General features: G+C 35.3%; 14 protein-coding genes and 2 pseudogenes. 7 read left to right on the forward strand and 9 right to left on the reverse strand.

What is annotated here, in order from left to right:
- Nucleotides 1-159: 159 nt before the first annotated feature.
- The 4 genes from ACFINZ_RS03785 to ACFINZ_RS03800 all read right to left on the reverse strand — a co-directional run bounded on the left by ACFINZ_RS03785 (nucleotide 160) and on the right by ACFINZ_RS03800 (nucleotide 3,549).
- Nucleotides 160-987 (reverse strand): TauD/TfdA family dioxygenase, encoded by an 828-nt coding sequence (locus ACFINZ_RS03785; protein ID WP_375632955.1) that lies wholly within the window; start codon nucleotides 985-987, stop codon nucleotides 160-162.
- A gap of 404 nt (nucleotides 988-1,391) precedes the next feature.
- The gene (locus ACFINZ_RS03790; protein ID WP_375636784.1) at nucleotides 1,392-2,231 is read right to left on the reverse strand and encodes an MFS transporter; all 840 of its coding nucleotides are present in this window, start codon (nucleotides 2,229-2,231) and stop codon (nucleotides 1,392-1,394) included.
- 34 nt (nucleotides 2,232-2,265) lie between these two features.
- Nucleotides 2,266-2,391 carry a hypothetical protein gene (locus ACFINZ_RS03795; RefSeq protein WP_375632953.1) on the reverse strand — a complete coding sequence of 42 codons (126 nt, stop codon included), beginning with the start codon at nucleotides 2,389-2,391 and terminating at the stop codon, nucleotides 2,266-2,268.
- Nucleotides 2,392-2,622: 231 nt separating this feature from the next.
- Entirely contained in the window at nucleotides 2,623-3,549 is a 927-nt protein-coding gene (locus tag ACFINZ_RS03800) for a D-2-hydroxyacid dehydrogenase family protein (RefSeq protein WP_375683982.1), read from the reverse strand.
- A 1,040-nt stretch (nucleotides 3,550-4,589) separates the two neighbouring features.
- On the opposite strand from ACFINZ_RS03800, the gene ACFINZ_RS03805 reads away from it, so the two are divergent.
- The 3 genes from ACFINZ_RS03805 to ilvC all read left to right on the forward strand — a co-directional run bounded on the left by ACFINZ_RS03805 (nucleotide 4,590) and on the right by ilvC (nucleotide 8,617).
- Entirely contained in the window at nucleotides 4,590-5,711 is a 1,122-nt protein-coding gene (locus tag ACFINZ_RS03805; protein ID WP_375632949.1) for an ATP-dependent RecD-like DNA helicase, read from the forward strand.
- 86 nt (nucleotides 5,712-5,797) lie between these two features.
- Nucleotides 5,798-6,532, forward strand: coding sequence for a pyridoxine 5'-phosphate synthase (locus ACFINZ_RS03810; protein ID WP_375632947.1), 735 nt, complete (start codon nucleotides 5,798-5,800; stop codon nucleotides 6,530-6,532).
- 1,065 nt (nucleotides 6,533-7,597) lie between these two features.
- Complete coding sequence (ilvC, locus tag ACFINZ_RS03815; protein ID WP_375632945.1) at nucleotides 7,598-8,617, forward strand: ketol-acid reductoisomerase; 1,020 nt, start codon at nucleotides 7,598-7,600, stop codon at nucleotides 8,615-8,617.
- 115 nt (nucleotides 8,618-8,732) lie between these two features.
- Here ilvC and ACFINZ_RS03820 read toward each other — a convergent pair whose 3' ends face one another.
- Together ACFINZ_RS03820 and ACFINZ_RS03825 are read right to left on the reverse strand one after the other, a co-directional pair.
- Nucleotides 8,733-10,124, reverse strand: coding sequence for an amino acid permease (locus ACFINZ_RS03820; RefSeq protein ID WP_375632943.1), 1,392 nt, complete (start codon nucleotides 10,122-10,124; stop codon nucleotides 8,733-8,735).
- Nucleotides 10,125-11,123: 999 nt separating this feature from the next.
- Entirely contained in the window at nucleotides 11,124-12,524 is a 1,401-nt protein-coding gene (locus ACFINZ_RS03825) for an amino acid permease (protein WP_375632941.1), read from the reverse strand.
- 796 nt (nucleotides 12,525-13,320) lie between these two features.
- On the opposite strand from ACFINZ_RS03825, the gene ACFINZ_RS03830 reads away from it, so the two are divergent.
- Nucleotides 13,321-13,533, forward strand: coding sequence for a hypothetical protein (locus ACFINZ_RS03830; protein WP_375632939.1), 213 nt, complete (start codon nucleotides 13,321-13,323; stop codon nucleotides 13,531-13,533).
- Here ACFINZ_RS03830 and ACFINZ_RS03835 read toward each other — a convergent pair.
- Together ACFINZ_RS03835 and ACFINZ_RS03840 are read right to left on the reverse strand one after the other, a co-directional pair.
- Nucleotides 13,526-13,792 carry a LysE family translocator gene (locus ACFINZ_RS03835; RefSeq protein ID WP_375635037.1) on the reverse strand — a complete coding sequence of 89 codons (267 nt, stop codon included), beginning with the start codon at nucleotides 13,790-13,792 and terminating at the stop codon, nucleotides 13,526-13,528. The genes ACFINZ_RS03830 and ACFINZ_RS03835 overlap by 8 nt on opposite strands.
- Before the next feature lie 143 nt (nucleotides 13,793-13,935).
- Complete coding sequence (locus ACFINZ_RS03840) at nucleotides 13,936-14,544, reverse strand: fumarylacetoacetate hydrolase family protein (RefSeq protein WP_375632937.1); 609 nt, start codon at nucleotides 14,542-14,544, stop codon at nucleotides 13,936-13,938.
- Nucleotides 14,545-15,138: 594 nt separating this feature from the next.
- On the opposite strand from ACFINZ_RS03840, the pseudogene ACFINZ_RS03845 reads away from it, so the two are divergent.
- The 3 genes and pseudogenes from ACFINZ_RS03845 to ACFINZ_RS03855 form a co-directional block, all read left to right on the forward strand.
- Nucleotides 15,139-15,587, forward strand: a pseudogene (locus ACFINZ_RS03845) (DEAD/DEAH box helicase family protein); the annotation flags it as partial.
- Nucleotides 15,588-16,073: 486 nt separating this feature from the next.
- Entirely contained in the window at nucleotides 16,074-16,313 is a 240-nt protein-coding gene (locus ACFINZ_RS03850; protein ID WP_375633050.1) for a hypothetical protein, read from the forward strand.
- A 36-nt stretch (nucleotides 16,314-16,349) separates the two neighbouring features.
- Entirely contained in the window at nucleotides 16,350-16,880 is a 531-nt protein-coding gene (locus tag ACFINZ_RS03855; protein ID WP_375632935.1) for a hypothetical protein, read from the forward strand.
- Between the two features lie 244 nt (nucleotides 16,881-17,124).
- Here the strand turns inward: ACFINZ_RS03855 and ACFINZ_RS03860 are convergent.
- Nucleotides 17,125-17,803: pseudogene (locus tag ACFINZ_RS03860) on the reverse strand (phage antirepressor KilAC domain-containing protein).
- Between the last annotated feature and the right edge of the window lie 109 nt (nucleotides 17,804-17,912).

Raw genomic sequence — 17,912 nt, forward strand, 5'->3', positions numbered from 1 at the left:
AAGGGCAGAAATAATAAAGATCAAATGCAACCATGGAAAATCAATTGGCCACCATAGCTTATAATCAGGTATGATTATGTGGGAGAAACCTATACATATGAGGTGTGTAGTCAATATATAAACCAGAATAATACTCAACATCATATCATTATCAGGACATTAACATTGAAAATTAAATATTCTTTCTTTTATTTGTTCTATATATCTATGATTCCATAAATCTGCAGATACAAACACTCTTTGAATCCATCGCATTGGATTTTCATAACTATCAAATGATCCAAAAAATTTATCTCTAGAGTGTAGGGACATTCTATTATCAATGTATAATAATCTTCCTGGTTGTACATCAATTCCAAAAGATACAGCCTTAATAGCTTCATAAAAATGATCTAAAGCTTCCTTGGCTTTTTTTGACTGTGGCTCTAACATGCCTGGATAAAAAACAGCGCTGATATCTGGGAATTCACCGACCCCTTGAACGAGGGGTACTTTACTTGTAGAGGTTACCCCATTTTTTCTCCATCTATAGGGAACATTAATTATATATAAATTATCCCTTAAGCTCCTCAAATCCTCCTCATTTAAAAGTTTTAGAGCGAGACGTGCATCAGATATTCTCGTTAACGGGCCATCAACATCATTGCGAACACCAGATAAAAGGATCACTTTAGGAGATAAATTTAAACCTCTTATAAATTTTAGTGCAGCATTTTCTATATGAAAATCTAACTCAACTTCAGATCCTAATCCTGTATAATCTTTTTTATTATCCTCTAAAGGAAGAAGGTTATTTACTATATGTTCGCCTTCAAATTTAATTGAATAAGGCTCTCCGATTAATAAAGAAAACATCATAATTAAATTTTCGCTAATATAGCCACTTTTACAAGACGCATCTAAATTATAAGGATTAGGTGACGTATTAATTTGTCTATCAATTGGAAGGTTTTCAAAGATTAGATATGGTCTAGGAGTAATAGACACCTTTTGGTTTATAAGAATTGTCAATATTCTATGTGGTAGCAGCGAAAATGCTATTTTTTTAGCTCAACCGAATATTCAATACCACCCGTATGGATCATAAATAACATGGTCTAAAGCCTCCCAAAGTTTGTCTCTTTCGCCATTGCTCAACTCAAAAGTATTTTCATTTATCATTATAATTTCCTCCCCAATTATATTTCCCTATTTTTTATTAAGAAAAGTGAAAAAACAATAATTAAAATCAGCCATGTTAGTAAATAAGTGTCTGTAAAATCTTAGATTAATCCAAATAATGGTGGAGCAGTAATAATTGCGATTTGATTTATAGACATTGCTAAATCCAGAGAAAAGCCAACGCTTTCTTTCGGCGAAGAGTCTACAATATAAGCAACCCAAGGTCCATACTATCCCATTCCTCCAAAAACTAACCAAGCAGATAAAATAGTTAAATAAATTATCGATCCACTCATGCCTAAAATTAATATTAAAAATCCAAAAACGACTGCAATCATGCAAAACAAGACAGGAAAAAATCGTCCTTTTCTACAATGATCACTCCACGCTGCTAAAATAATTCTTCCTAAGGCACCAGAAGCCTGTGAAACAAAAAACAAATAAGCACTTTTATTTAAGGACAGCTGATAGATTCTATAAAAATAAATCGTTATAAAAATGGTTAAAACATATTGAACGATCACAAGTGAAACGCCTGAAAAAATAATATTCTTCATATGTGGTGCAGTTAACATCGCAAGACGAGACTTTACATTTGCATAGAACGAAACTTTTGCCTTGCTTTTTGGAACGATAGCGACAACTTTTGCTGGTGCGTGATAAAAAATAATAAAGATACATCCCCCTAAAAAAGAAACGATGGCACCGACCAAAAACGCACCTTGTATGCCATAGACAAGCGCACTCGCAGGAAGAACCATCCCAGCTAATGCCCCACCTAATGGTAGCCCCGCTTGCCTTATTCCCATTGCAAATCCGCGTTGCGATTGTGGAAACCATGCAGAAACAGATTTAGCACCACCAGGTTGAGCAGAGCTATAAAATCCCCCTACAATGAGCAAACAAACCAAAAGGGAAATATAGTTTTCTGCAATTGCTCCCAATAAAAGAGCGATAGAAACGCCGAGTGCGCCAACTCCAACAATATAGCGCTCGTTAAACTTGTCTAGTAATTCACCAGCTACAAGTAATCCAATAATAGGTAGGAACTGCGCTGCTGAAGACAGCAAACCTATTTGAGAGTCACTAAGCGAGAAATCCTTCTTAAAAAAATTCAGCTAAAGGACCAATCCCTTGAACAAAGAAGCAAGCTGATGCTTGAGCGATAGTGGCAACAAGCAATATAATCCATCTATAATAATTCTTTTCTATAAATTTATTATTGCTCACTCCGCCCCCCTCCAATTAAATTGTATTCCAATAAAGTAGCCTTTTTTAATAATGCTTGCAACAATAAATTAGGTATTTTATGCTGATTACATAAAAATCTGTCAATACGATTGGTCTTAATGTGAAAGCTAAGGAATATGCTTCATTTAAGGAAATAAGCTATTATGTGTCGTGCAAATTTGATACGCTAGCGACATAAGATAAATTTTACAAACATTGGCTCAGCCGGCATTAAGTGCTCTTCATAAAAGAAGCTATATTTTGGCAAGCTTTTTCAAAATAATTCTCAAAGCTTTCTTCAGTCACATAGCCCAGATGCGGTGTGCAAAGAACTCTATCTGATTGCAATAATTTGCTCTCATATACTGGTTCGCTGTCATAAACATCCAGTGCAAAGTAAGTTGAATTTTCCAAACTTAGTATTTTTTCTATCGCCCCTTTTTCAATCAAAGCTGAACGCGCTGTGTTGACAAAAATAGCATGAGGTTTCATGCTCAATAGATCATCTAATTTTATGATTTCTCTAGTTTTATCACTTAAACGTAAATGGATGGATATAATGTCAGGACGTGTAAAAAATTCTTCTTTTGAATGCGTAAAATGATAACCTAAATTTTTTGCTTCTTGCGTTGAACGCTCGCTCCCATAAACCAAAATGGACATGCCAAAAGCTTGAGCATATTGAGCAACCATTTTACCAATACGCCCAAACCCGAATATTCCAAGAGTAGCCCCTTTCATTTGGTTGCCAAATGTTGTTTGCCATCGTCCTTTTTTCATATCAGATACAGATTTACAGAGTTTTCTACGCGCAGACATAATTAAGAGCCACGCAAATTCAGCAGCAGAAGTTGGATCTCCACCACCGTCTAATATTTCAATTTCTAAGTCTCTACAAGCTTCTATATCAATATGTGAACCTATAGGGACTGTTTGGCAGATTAATTTTAAATTTGGCAGTTTCAGGAGAAGATTTCTATCAACTATAGTCCGCTCTCTGATTAAGATAAGAATATCGATCTCTTTGAGCTTATCTTCTAAATCACATTCTTTAGCTAAATTATTTATAACCAGCACTTCATGTGATGTCATTAATTTTGTAATAGACTGTAATGTTAGAGTGGCTTTTTGATAGTCATCTGGAATTAATATTTTCAATTTAAACCTTCCGTTTCATTCATCAATATTTGAGCTCATTATTTCATTTCTAAAACAACCAAAAAGCAATCTCATCGCTGATATTTTGACATAACGCCAAGCCTATTAACAAATTATACCCCTTGATTTATTGTTATTTCTAGCAATAAGAACAGCATTAATCAGTTAGTTTTTATAAACTTTAAAACATTGCGACAAAAAGAAAAAGTTTGACTCAATAGATGAAGAATTGCGCTTTTCTCATATTCTAGAGGACGAATCTGAAGTGCTACGCTGGACTGAAACCATGTTCCAGTTTTCTATAATAGACTACCAAGAAGGTCATACTTACGAACCATATTTTATTGTTGAAACAGAAAAAACTACATATTTGTGCGAGATAAAGCGTGCTTCATATAAGTGTGATATCTCTCTTTATGCATTGAGATATAACATATTTGTAGCATGAAGAGTAAATTTATTAAAATCATGATAAGAGGACGATAGGAACTTTATAGGTGTATCATCATAGGATTAAGTAGTTTTGTTGAGAGCTATTTCTATTTCTGCTAAAAGGTTTTTGATATATTTAATTATTATTTCGTAATAGTGGATGTACTTTATTTTTATGTGCAAGAAAGCTGATTGATTGTGTAAAATAGTATTCATAAAATGACATTATTCTTATCCTGTTAAGGACATTTTTTCTAGTGAGGTTTTTGCAATTGCAATGCTCTTTTTCTTATTCTAAATTTTGGTTAAAAAAAGCGTATATAGGTGTTATTTTAAATTTAAGATATGCATATTCCATTGTTGGTGTTACTGTTGTAAAAAATGATATTTTATTTGATAAGTATAAGGTGTTCCCAAGAAGATCGATGTATAGATAAAATTTAGATTTTTACAATATCTTGAAAAAGCAATGGGTAAATAATTGATAATTGTGCTACGAAGGTTGTTAGATGGGCGTGTGTCAGCAATTCTTAATAAAAAGGTTTTTCTTGATAGTCGTTTTTTTTCAAAATACTGCTCTTCTTATGCAAATCTTATGTTGGTAAGCTATGCAGTTTTCACGGGAACAGGATAATGCATTAAAGGCTGTTGCCGCGTGGTTGAGGGAAGGGCGTTCTCCTCTTTTTCGCCTTTTTGGCTATGCGGGGACCGGTAAGACGACGCTTGCGCGCTATTTTGCAGAGACAGTTGATGGTTCTGTTCAATTTGCTGCTTTTACAGGGAAGGCGGCGCAGGTTTTGCGTTCTAAAGGTGCAAGCAATGCTTGTACGATTCATTCGCTGATTTATTGTCCGCGTGGAGAAGAGGAAGTTTCCGATGAAATAACAGGAAAAAAGTCTATTGCTCCAACATTTACATTAAATCGAAGAAGTGCTGCTGCACAAGCTAAACTCATTATTGTTGATGAGTGCTCGATGGTTGATGAACAATTGGCGCGTGATTTAATGAGCTTTCGAACGCCAATTCTTGTTCTTGGTGATCCAGGTCAATTGCCTCCTATATCTGGTGGGGGCTTTTTTTCTAATGGGAAACCAGATTTTCTTCTTTCAGAAATTCATCGGCAAGCGCGCGACAATCCGATTATACGTCTTGCTATGGATGTACGTGAAGGACGCGATATTGCTTATGGTGACTATGGAGAAGCGCGCGTTGTGACACGTAAAGAGGTCAATCAACAATTGGTTTTGGATGCTGATCAGGTCTTGGTAGGGGTTAATCGTACACGCCACCTTTATAATCAGCGTTTGCGTGTGTTAAAGGGATTTACAGCAGATTATCCGCAAGCGGGAGATAAGCTGGTGTGTTTGCGAAACGATCCTATTAAAGGTTTGTTGAATGGCTCTTTATGGAAGGTGATGACTTCACAGAAGGAGACCGTTAAACCAAGTATTAATCTTCTTGTGAAACCAGAAGAAAGTGAGCGTGGGGTAGCAAAGATTAAACTTTTAAAAGCAGCGTTTGAAAACCCTGATCAAGAAATTTCATGGCAATTAAAAAAGCGATATGATGATTTTGATTATGGGTATGCATTAACGGTTCATAAGGCGCAAGGTTCTCAATGGAATAATGTCGTTTTGTTTGATGAAAGTTTTGCATTTCGTGATATGTATGCGCGCTGGCTTTATACGGGAATTACGCGCGCAGCAGAGCGTTTAACGATTGTTCGATAGAAAAAAATGTGTATATCATCTAAGTTTCAGATGAAAAATGCCTTTTTTCTATCTTGTTACATACTATAAAAAAAATGGAAATGGGCATGGCGGTAAAACTTTCGGTTAATCTTAATGCTGTTGCTGTTTTGCGTAATCGACGTAATCTTCCGTGGCCAAGTATAACGAATATTGGGCATATAGCGCTTGCTGCTGGAGCAGCAGGTTTGACGGTTCATCCACGCCCTGATGAAAGGCATATTCGTTTTGCGGATTTGCCAGATATATACTGTTTAATCAAGAACACTTTTCCTACAGCTGAGTTTAATATTGAAGGTTATCCCAGTGATCAATTTTTGGATATCGCTGAAAACTATGCGGATCAGATCACCCTTGTTCCTGATGATCCAGATCAGTCAACGTCTGATCATGGTTGGAATTTTGCTCATGATGCAGAATTTTTAGCACCTATTATTCAGAATTTAAAAAACAGAAAGATTCGTGTATCCCTTTTTGCTAATCCTACTGTCGATGGTCTTGATATTGCTAAAGCAATGGGCGCTGATCGTGTGGAATTTTACACGGGACCTTACGGTGGTGCATTTCAGGATAAAACAAAACAAGATCAAGAGCTCAATAAACTTGTTTTAGCAGCAAGAAGAGCAAAAGAGTTGCAGTTAGGTATAAACGCAGGGCATGATCTGACACTTATGAATCTTCCTGCTCTTGTCAAAAATATTCCTTGGCTTGATGAAGTTTCTATTGGCCATGGGCTCATTGCTGATGCATTAGAGTATGGAATACATGAGACTGTTCAGCGTTTTATCCGGTTATTATCGTAATCTTTTTCTCTCTATAAAAATTGGAAAAGAAATTTTTATAGAGGTTTGCCAATTTATCTTAAAAAAACAATATATTGCTTAGATAAATAGCACTATTATCGTGCATTATAAATATTCTATTGTTCCTCTATTTATTGGTTGCTTTCTATCTTTTGTTTTTGAGTGTATGCGATGTTTTTTATTTGTACTATCCATTATGAGGAAGTTTTAAAATCTTCTTATTATAATTTCTTTGAATGGAGAAGAGATAGGGTTTTGAAAGTATTTCCATTATAAAGGAGTGCGTAGGATTTTAATGGATCAATACACAAATTTTCTTGATATTTGAGCTCATTTTTGGGTTATCTGTAAATAGTATAACGTAAAATCTCCTTATGAATAAGCTGAATGCAATAGGAACTGTTAAATAGAATGATGATATCGACTTGTAGCTTTATGAAGTAAAGAGAGTGATGTGCAATAAATCTTACACTATTATAGGGAATTCTTGAAAAGGGCTTGAGCATATTAAAATTTTTTTATAAGGTGCCATAAATGGATAACATAATGGACGTATGGGGGGCTTCTTCGCGTGAGAGGCGTGGATATTAAAGAACGTAAAAAGTAAAAACATCCTCTTTATTATTCTAAAGATATTGTTGTATATGCTTTTGAAAGTTGTATTAACACAATACTTGTTATTTTGTAATTTTTCTTGCTATCTGTATTGATTTGGTTCATGTTAAAAATTGTATGTTGTATCTTAATTTTTAGAATATAGCGTTTTGTTGCACGATAAAAGAGTAGAATATTAGCTAAATTTTCTTTAGAAATCTTATTTTGTGTAATTATTGTTTTTGTAGAATAGCAGTTGAAGTTTATTTGGGGATCCGTATATGTTTTAGGAATGTTTGGGGACTACAGTTTTTTCTATGCAATATGTAAACTTTAAAATTATTCAATTGCTGTGTTCTTATAAGCGGTGTTTTTTGTCTTTATAAGTGTGTGATGCACTGTAGATAATGTTTCTTATTGAATAAAAATAATCTGAAATCCAGTTTAAATAGAGAAAGAAGGAATTTTTTTATGCGTGTTTATTATGATCGTGATGCGGATGTTAATCTCATTAAAGGGAAAAAAGTAGCCATTGTTGGTTATGGTTCTCAAGGGCGTGCACACGCTTTAAACTTGAAAGATTCTGGTGTTAAAAATGTGCAAATAGCTTTGCGTTCAGGATCGGAAACAGTTAAAAAAGCCATGGCTGATGGTTTTGAAGTGGTGAGTGTTGCTGAAGCAGCAAAATGGGCAGATCTCATCATGATGGCAACACCAGATGAATTGCAAGCTGATATTTATAAGGAACATATTCATGATCATTTACACGATGGGGCAGCGATTGCTTTTGCGCATGGTTTGAGCATTCATTTTGGCTTGATTGAACCTAAAAAAAACGTTGATATTGTGATGATTGCTCCTAAAGGTCCAGGGCATACAGTTCGTCATGAATACCAACGGGGTTGTGGTGTTCCTTGCTTAATAGCGGTGGCGCAAGATGCTTCAGGGCATGCACATAATGTAGCATTATCTTATGCGTGTGGACTTGGTGGTGGACGTGCTGGGGTGATTGAAACAACATTTAAAGAAGAGTGCGAAACTGATCTTTTTGGTGAACAAGCGGTTCTCTGTGGAGGTCTTGTTGAACTGATTCGAGCAGGTTATGAAACATTAACACAGGCAGGTTATGCGCCGGAAATGGCTTATTTTGAGTGTTTACATGAAGTGAAACTGATTGTTGATCTCATGTATGAAGGGGGCATTGCAAATATGAATTATTCGATTTCTAATACAGCTGAATGGGGTGAATATATCTCTGGTCCACGTGTGATTACGGATGAAACTAGAGCAGAAATGAAACGTATATTGAAAGATATTCAAACGGGTAAATTTACATCGAATTGGATTCAAGAATATAAAGCTGGTGCTGCTCATTTTAAAAGTATGCGGCGTTTAAATGATAATCATCCTATTGAAGAAGTTGGTAAAAAACTTCGTTCTATGATGCCTTGGATAAAATCTAACGCTTTGGTTGATAAAGAGCGTAATTGAAGCTTCTACAGAGATATTTTGTCAATAGCTTTTATAATTTTATAGATAAATATCAAAAAAAGGGTAACTTTAGTTACCCTTTTTTATATGTTTTTGGAAACATAAGCTTTATTTTTTAATTTTTTGCATAATTCTTTTTTCCAAAAAGAAAGTATACAATTCCTAAAAATATGAACCACGCTGGAGTGTATTTTAAAGCTATGGCAGTGTCAGCTTCTAATGACAATAAATAAATAATGAATGCAAAGAAAATAAGAAGCGCCCAACACATAACAACACCTCCAGGCATTTTATAAGGAGAGACAGTATGCTGGAGAGGACGATTGCGGCGATAGATGATATAGCTGATCAAAATGATAGACCATACAAATATAAACAAAGTTGCGGCAATTGTCGTAACAATTGTAAAAGCAGCTATGAGTGTTTGAGATAACGATACAATTGCATAACCAAATAAGATGCATATACATGAAAAGAATAATGCGTTAGCTGGAACGTGGTTACGAGAAAGTTTTCCTAAAAATTTAGGAGCACCTTTTTGTGTTGCTAGCCCATATATCATACGGCTGGTAGAAAAAATTCCACTATTTGCTGAAGATGCGGCAGCTGTGAGGACAACAAAGTTCATCAAACCTGCAGCAGTTGGAATACCAATAAGTGCATACATTGTTACAAATGGGCTTTTTTCTGGACTGATTTGATCCCACGGCGTCACAGACATAATCACAAGAAGAGAGAATATATAAAAGAATACAATGCGGATTGGTATTGAATTAACAGCTTGTGGTAGAGCTTTTTGAGGTTCTTTTACTTCAGCAGCAGCTGTTCCAGCGAGTTCAATGCCAACAAAAGCAAAAATAACAATTTGAAATCCAGCAAAAAAGCCTGTAATTCCTCGCGGAAAAATATTCCCACCGTTCCATATATGGCTAAGAGAAGCAACCGTACCGTTTGGAGAGACAAAACCGGTAAAGATCATATAAAATCCTACAACGATTAAGACTAGAATTGCTACGATTTTGATAAAACCAAACCAAAACTCAAGTTCGCCAAATAGTTTTACTGCGACGAGGTTAAGAATTAAAAAGGACATAAGACCAATTATAACAGGAATCCACGGATTGAGTTCAGTCCACCAAAAGTGTGTATAAGTGACAATAGCAATAATTTCAGCAGTTCCAGTGACAATCCAACACAACCAATATGTCCAGCCGATAAAGAATCCGGCACATGGCCCTAGAAGATCGGTTGAGAAGTCAATAAAAGATCGGTATTGTGTATTAGAAAGCAATAACTCTCCCATAGCACGCATGACAAAGTATAGAGCACAACCAATAATTGCATAAACGAGTAGAATCGAAGGCCCTGCTACACTGATTGTTTTTCCTGATCCCATGAAGAGACCTGTTCCAATCGCTCCACCGAGGGCTATAAGTTGTATGTGTCGGTTATGTAGTCCACGTTGTAATTTCTTCTTAGGTTTTTTTTCTAAATTTTGTTTGTTCATTTTTGGGGAATTCTCCTTAGTTATTTTTAAATAAAATTACCCTAAAAAAGGTAATTCCTTCTATCGGAACACGCTATGGTTAAGGAGTAAAGGAATTTTTTTCTATGACTATATGTGAATAAAGCAAGAACATTATTCATTAATGGAATAATTATTTTATATATAATAAACAAAAGATAAATTTTATTATATTTTTTTTGATTTTTATGTTTTATACATAATTAATATTAATTATGTATAATATAATTTATTTTATACATAATTATTATTTGTATATAAACAATAATTATATTTATTTATAGTAATTTTTATATAAATATATTTATATTTAAAATTATTTATTTATTTATATTTTTATATATAAAAATATAAATAAAATTGTAAATTTATTAAATATAAAACTTTATTTATAAATAAAATAAGTTTAAATTGTTAAACTATTATTTAAATAATTAAAAAATATATTTAAAATTTACATTTAAGTATTAATATTTAAAATTTATTACAAATAGAAAAATATTTTCATAGAATCTTTTTTTATTGCAGATAGCTATTAAGATATATTCTGTTTAGAGCTACATTTTTAATTTTGATAAAAAATTGAATATAAATTTTTTTGAGGGGGAAAGTTTTAGATAAAATCTCATGTTTTATTAGTAAACAATGTCAGTGAAGTTTATAGAGAATTCTTTACAGAATAGCTCGTTCTTATCCTATTATACAGTAAAATACTGTTGTGTAGAGTAGTGATATAAAGCATATAACATTTTACACATTAAGTATTTTTAGAATGTGTGGTGAGTGTTCAGGGCAGGGCTAGCCCATAGAGCCTTATGTAGGTGAACCATATAAATGATCAGCAGCATTCCCTCTTAATAAGCTGGATTGTTCACAAACCGGCGCTGGTAGGAATCGTCGTTTTTTGATATTTGGGGAGGAGGTTAAGTAGAAAAAGGGTAACTAAAATTACCCTTTTTTGAGATGTTTTATGTATAGACTTTATTTGTTACCTTGAGTCATTTTTTTCTTTACAAATGTAAAATAGGTTATGCCTAAGCAAATAAACCAGAATATACCGTATTTTAAAGCTGTTAGGGTGTCTTCTTCTAACGTTAACAAATAGAGCATGAAAGCAAAGAAAACTAAAATTATCCCGCACACGATAACTCCTCCTGGCATTTTGTAGACGGATTCAGCATGCAAATGAGGGTGATTGCGACGATATACAATATAGCTAACCAAAATTACAGACCATACGAATAAAAATGCAATAGCTGAGATGCTCGTCACAATTGTGAAAGCACTTATGAGGCTTGGAGAGAGTGAGGCAATTGTATACCCTATTAAAATACATAAGCAGGAAAAGAATAGAGCATTGGCTGGAACATGATATTTGGAAAGCTTACCTAAAATTGGAGGAGCACCTTTTTGTGTTGCAAGCCCATATATCATGCGGCTAGTAGAAAAAATACCACTATTTGCCGAAGAAGCAGCCGAGGTGAGAACGACAAAGTTTACCAAACCAGCAGCTATCGGAATACCAGCAAGCCAAAACATCGAAACAAAGGGGCTTTTATCTGGAACAATTTGATCCCAAGGTGTGACTGACATAATCACGATGAGAGAGAAGATGTAAAAGAGTACAATACGTACTGGTATTGCATTAATTGCTTTTGGTAGAACTTTTTTAGGATTTTTGACTTCAGCTGCAGTTGTTCCTGCAATTTCTATACCAACAAAAGAAAAAATGGCAATTTGAAATCCAGCAAAAAAACCTGTCATTCCTCGCGGAAAGATATTTCCATCGTTCCATACGTGATTGAGAGAAGCAACAGTACCATTGGGAGAAGTAAAGCTCGTAGCGATCATATAAAAACCAACAACAATTAATGCTAAAATTGCTACGACTTTGATAAGACCAAACCAAAATTCAAGTTCACCAAATAGTTTTACGGCAAAGAGATTAAAAATTAAAAAGAAACCAATGCAAGAAAAAACGGCAATCCATGGATTAAGCGTTGGCCACCAAAAGTGCATATAAGTGATGATGGCAATAATATCTGCAGCTCCAGTTACAACCCAGCTCAACCAATAGCTCCAGCCTACAAAGAAAGCTATTCCCGGTCCTAGCATATCGGTTGAAAAATCAATAAGGGACCGGTACTGTGAATTAGAAAGCAATAATTCTCCCATAGCACGCATGACAAAGTATAGGGCACATCCAATAATAGCATAAACGAGTACGATGGAAGGGCCTGCTACACTAATTGTTTTTCCTGATCCCATGAAGAGTCCTGTTCCAATAGCTCCACCGAGGGCTATAAGTTGTACGTGACGGTTATCTAGGCCACGTTGTAGTTTCATCTGAGGACCATCTTTTAAATTTTGTTTATAGCTCATTTTTTGGGGGTTCCCTTTAATTATTTTGAGATTAAATTACACTAAAAATGCATTGTTCTGTATCGAAGCATGATATAAATGAGGTGTAAAGGAAAAAAACGTTTTTTATGATTTTGTGTGGATAAAGAAAAGAATATGTTTTAGGAATATGGTTTTGAAAAAAGAGAATGTTTTTCTCTTAAATAACGTAACAGATATTTGAATAGGGAGCTTTTTATTGTTATTAATAACAAATTAATTGTTCTTTAAAAGACGTGGGGCTTTTAAAATTATTTCAGAAAACTGTCAGGAGTTTTTATAATTTTTTGAAACTTATTATTTGTAATCAGTGCATTATTTATTATTATTCATAATGGTGAGAGTTTTAATTTTTGCTCAAATAGCACTCGAGAGTTCTCATCTTAGTTTAAGAACAATTTGTAATGGAAAATTAAAATGATTTTTAAAATCATTTTTTTGTTTGTATGGTGCTATCATAAATCAAAAAGTTACTTTATGTTTCATAAACGAAAAGAGGAATATCATAGCTTATTTTTTAAAGTGATGAATAAGGATTTTGTTTAGATATTGGTAACATTTTATAAAATATTGCGAGAAACTCACATTGTTTACACAAACGTCCTTGAGAGTATGATAAAGAAATGCAACGTAATTCAGTTATACAAAGAAAAAAAGAACTGGGGATTGTATAAGTTCTGTTAGAGATTGAGCTATTCATAGTGAGAGACAGAATCAGGAAAAGATTGCTCTATTAACTTTACAATTTGTTATCAAAAGATAAAACTATCCAAAGAAAATGAAAAAAGAAAACAGAGATAAAACTGTTCCTGTCGCAATGTTAATCGAGCCTTTTACCCGCTGCTTTTTTAAGGCGGTACTGGCAAATGATATAAAAATGGTCATTAAAGTAAACCATGCAAAGATGTTGAAAGAATGTATGGTTACAAGTTCAAAACCTTTTTTAATGCTACCACCAGAAGCTAAGAATTTTGGAAAAGTTGCTATGTAAAATATAGATACTTTGGGTTTAGTATTTGTGTCAAAAAACCGTCCATATAGCTGGTTAAAAGCTTTGTTTCACTCGTAGCATGCTTTTCATTCGTTGAACTTCTTTCTTTTGAATTTAAGCTGTGTATTCCAGATTTAATTGATTTAAAGCCCATGTATAATAAATAGCTGCCACCCATGAGTTTTACTAAAAAAAACAGCGTTTTGTTGTTGAGAATGAGCGCTGATACACCTAGGTGTGGAAAATGCCCCATGCACATATGTTGCTGTACACAATCCTAAAACGTTTACAAATACGTTCTTTCTTCCCAATCTCGTTGCATTATCGATGATAAGGGCCATATTCGGCCCCGGTGAGATGACTAAAAAAATGAAACAATGAAAAAGGTCAGTATTTGATGATTCATTTTACTTTTAGCTCTGAAATTAATTGATTTTCGAGATACAATTCTATTCTGTCAAACTGAGAAAGTTTTCCGACACCCTGTGGAGTGCCTGTGTATATGAGATCACCACGTCTTAGCTGAATGTAGTGACTTAAAAATGAGATTATCTTCTCAAAGCTAAAGATCATATTTTTCGTATTGCCAACTTGTCTTGTTTCGCTATTCAACTTCATTGCAAAGGTTATTGGGTTGTTTATTTTTTCCTTGTTTATGAAGTCAGAGACGTATGCAGCGCCTTTAAATCCTTTCGATAAAAGCCAAGGAAGCCTTTTTCCTTTCAGTTTTGTTTGCAAATCCCGCGCGGTGAGATCAAGACCTATTGCTACGGCATCATAGCATTCTTTTGCTTCTGCCTCCATGATCATGAAAGCGTCCTTTGAGATTTTGAGCACAATTTCAGTTTCAAAATGTATTTCTTTGGAAAAATCAGGGAGATAAATTTCATTACCTAAAACGAGTGAACTTTTTGGTTTGCTAAAGATAACGGGTTCATCTTCAACAACATTGCCTAGTTCATGAACATGTTCAACATAATTGTATCCAACACAGTAGATGTCATTTATCATGGGAGCCCTCCAAATTTTTTATTTTCTCTTTGTATAGGCAAGAGAAAACTTTGCAAACAACATTTTTTCTTATATCGTGTTTTGCGTTTTCTGGAAAAGAAGCATTGTGTGGGTTGATGACTAACCACGATGACAGCTCTTCGCATTATCCTCTTTTGAAGAGTGCCCAATCTTATAGTCTTTGAGATTATTTTAATTTTGATTGCCAATTTTCTGAAATTACTTTATTACTTAAAGAGTGATTTTGCTCGTCTACGCAGCGATTAGTAGGGTCTGAAAGTCCTAAAGTTCGATCATAAATGAGCCCACTCTGTGGGTGTCTCGGAATTATGGGATATTTTTCTATGTCTAGGTGCTATGAGCACTAAAAGCAAAAATCTGTTTCGTATTCAATACTTTCAGGCTCTCGGAATACTAATGCGAGGGTGCTCGCACCCAGCGGGTGGAGCTTAAGAGTGAAAAGCAAAAAGCTACATTTTAACGGCATTTCTATAGGCAAAAAATCGCTTTCAAAGAAAAATGCTGGGAATGTCGTAAAAGCAATTAGGGCATCAATTAGGGATAACTTTTCAACAAATCCAAAAATATGAGAAAGTCTGTGATGGTTTAAAAGAAGCAGATCGTGGAAAACTTATTGTGGCATGTGGAACGGAGAAGATTTTTATCAGCTTTAAGATAGCACAACAAATAACCAGAACTGGCAAGCGTGTTTTGTTTTTCGTGCCTTTTCTGGCTTTGATGTCACAAAACGATAAGAGAATGGACACGCTATACAGAAGTGCCGTTTCGTTCCTTTGTGGTGTATTCTGATACATAAGTTGGCAAGCGTCGTAAAAACAAAGAAGCTGCTGCCGAACTCGATGTCTCAGATCTCGCTCTATCAGCTATCAACTGATGCTCAAAAGCTTTGAAAAAAAGCAAATAAAGTATTAGTAAATGCAATGACTGTGGTGTTTGCTACTTACCAATTAATCCAAGTGATTGCGGATGCGCAAGAGAAATACGGTTTATCAGAATTTGATCTGATCATTTGTGAAGCAGCGCAGGTTAAGGCAGATAAGGTAGAACCTTTGGTTGTAGAAGCGAAGGAAGTAGCCGAGACTGCGAAATCGACAGCAGAAGAAGCGAAGAGTGTTGCGGAGCAAGCAAAAGAAGAAGCTGATACGACGAATCAAGGGCTTGGAGAGGTCAAGAGTTCATTAGACACGGTGACAGCAACGACAAATTCTGCGAATACAGCCGCCTCTGAGGCAAAAGTGTTAGCGGAAGAAGCGAAGAGTGCATTGACAGAAGTTCAAGAGAAGGCACAGAGGAACAGTGACAGTCTTTCTGAACTTCAAGGTAAGGTAAGTTCTCTTTCCACTAATTTTTTAGAGAATGTGCGTTTTCATCAACCTAGCAGAATTCTGGAAGCCGATCCGAAAAATAGAAAAGGTCTTGTGATCAATGAAGGGGCATGTTTTCGCTTTTATCATGGTGGAGAGAATGGGGGTAGGTACCTCTTTTACCGCGTTCCAGGGCGTGGAAGGATGACTTTTGACGAAGATCTTGAAGCAGGAAAGGATTATTATATATATCTCATCTTAAAAGATCAGACGAATGAGCTATCCTTTGAGCTTTCGCAAAATCCAACGGCTCCTGATGGCTATACAGAGGATAATTCTGAAAAGATCGGTGGATTTCATACGCTATGTGCGGATGTTGGTGAGATTGAAGGTCATCTCTTATCGGGTTATCAAGCGGGGGATGTTTTGCCCAATTCTGTTTGATGTTTAAATCACCGCCCACGTAGTAGTCCAGAAGGGATGGTTTACAATCCGTGGCATAATATTTGGGTTGATATTTATCTTCAATCAGGGACAGGTGTAAATGCAAAGTCGGCATATGGTGTTCCGATAACGAGCAATCGTAGCTATGCGAATCATGCCTTTGATTTTTGGTCTGTTAATAAGAGATTTTTGACGAGTGATGAGTTTTCGCCATGCATGTATGGAAGTAATCAAGCAACCAGTATTGTCGGCAATCAAGCGCCTTCTCCTAAGACGTCTGGAGGACACGTTGATACAAACAATAGACGGATGATTTCGCATATCGGTTGTGAGGATGGTTGCGGTTATGTTTGGCAATATTTGTCTGGTTGTTATCCCGTGACTAAATGGCATACAGGGGAGCAAGGAAGCAGTTTACGTGTAGACATAAATGTTATGTTGGGAGGAGGCGATTGGACTGGTGGCTCTAACAATGATCATCTTGTACGGAATTTTGCGCATTCTCGTTATGTAGAAGATGAAAAAATAGGCGCCCGTGGATGTAGCGAGCCACTTTATTATAATTAGCGCGAGATTGATTAGAACATCATTTTATCCAATCCCACTTTTGTGGGGCTTTTTTTATGGAGCGTCAGATGAGAAAGATATCGAAAGAAGGATAGGCACTTCATCGTGAAGTTTTAAAATCAAAGCTTTTTCTACTAAACTCATGATCTCAACCAGAGCAGCACAATCTTATCACTCATATTTTCATGCCTAGAAAATTGAGATAATGCCATCCATAAATCGCATAAGAAGTTAGTATTTACCTTCATTGCACACCTCCATGGATTTTTCTCTCAAACATGCCGCCAATCCTTTAGGTGTGATTTTTGTTGAAGGCAGCACCTTTTCTGTTCCATCCGGTTTTTGAATGGTGATGGCAGAACAGTCCATGAATCCTTTTTTGATTTTATCCTGATTAAAGGTAACAATGGACCACTTGGAGCACGTCGATACACCCAATCATTTTTACGCAAGTAATCTGTTAAATCCTTTGGTCTTATCTCCAACATCTTCGCGGCTTCAATCAAACCAAACAAACCATCAGAGCGTTTTAAGCCTTCTAAAGCTTTTGCTTTTGGTGCTAATTCTGAAATAACATAGTTTTTCTGCTTAATTTGATTTTGTAGATGATTTAAGGCACCAAATAATACTTCGGGTTTGGAGTAATCAATTTGTGGAATAGCTACTTGTCTTTCCAACTCTTTCCAACGGTCAATTATCTTTGCTCGTAAGGCAGTGCTGTAACTAGAAACAAGAATTAAGCATTCACGCTTTGGCAGGTTATAACAAGGGCGGCTTTCACCTTTGTTATCAAGGTAGTGCCCACCAAAATCAACCTCCTTAAATTTGAGGGCGTTAAGTTCTTCAAGCGTTTTCTTGATGTCACGCATAATATCATCATGCCTTTTGCCACATAATTCAGTAATTTTAATAATGGTATTCATAAAGAATTCTTAGATGTTAGACGTTCCTTAATGACATTCTAAAAGAGTGCTGGGCACTAAGAAACACGGCATCTAGTCCGTCGTTACGCCTTTCCCCGAAGGGGGTATA

Source organism: Bartonella sp. AA81SXKL (assembly GCF_042196945.1).
Classification (GTDB): domain Bacteria; phylum Pseudomonadota; class Alphaproteobacteria; order Rhizobiales; family Rhizobiaceae; genus Bartonella.

What these genes read in the sequence shown, in the direction of transcription:
- ACFINZ_RS03805 (WP_375632949.1), top strand. Translation starts at nt 4,590, where the DNA reads ATGCAGTTTTCACGGGAACAGGATAATGCATTAAAGGCTGTTGCCGCG.
- ACFINZ_RS03810 (WP_375632947.1), top strand. Translation starts at nt 5,798, where the DNA reads ATGGCGGTAAAACTTTCGGTTAATCTTAATGCTGTTGCTGTTTTGCGT.
- ilvC (WP_375632945.1), top strand. Translation starts at nt 7,598, where the DNA reads ATGCGTGTTTATTATGATCGTGATGCGGATGTTAATCTCATTAAAGGG.
- ACFINZ_RS03820 (WP_375632943.1), bottom strand. Translation starts at nt 10,124, where the DNA reads ATGAACAAACAAAATTTAGAAAAAAAACCTAAGAAGAAATTACAACGT.
- ACFINZ_RS03825 (WP_375632941.1), bottom strand. Translation starts at nt 12,524, where the DNA reads ATGAGCTATAAACAAAATTTAAAAGATGGTCCTCAGATGAAACTACAA.
- ACFINZ_RS03830 (WP_375632939.1), top strand. Translation starts at nt 13,321, where the DNA reads ATGAAAAAAGAAAACAGAGATAAAACTGTTCCTGTCGCAATGTTAATC.
- ACFINZ_RS03835 (WP_375635037.1), bottom strand. Translation starts at nt 13,792, where the DNA reads ATGTGCATGGGGCATTTTCCACACCTAGGTGTATCAGCGCTCATTCTC.
- ACFINZ_RS03840 (WP_375632937.1), bottom strand. Translation starts at nt 14,544, where the DNA reads ATGATAAATGACATCTACTGTGTTGGATACAATTATGTTGAACATGTT.
- ACFINZ_RS03850 (WP_375633050.1), top strand. Translation starts at nt 16,074, where the DNA reads ATGACTTTTGACGAAGATCTTGAAGCAGGAAAGGATTATTATATATAT.
- ACFINZ_RS03855 (WP_375632935.1), top strand. Translation starts at nt 16,350, where the DNA reads ATGGTTTACAATCCGTGGCATAATATTTGGGTTGATATTTATCTTCAA.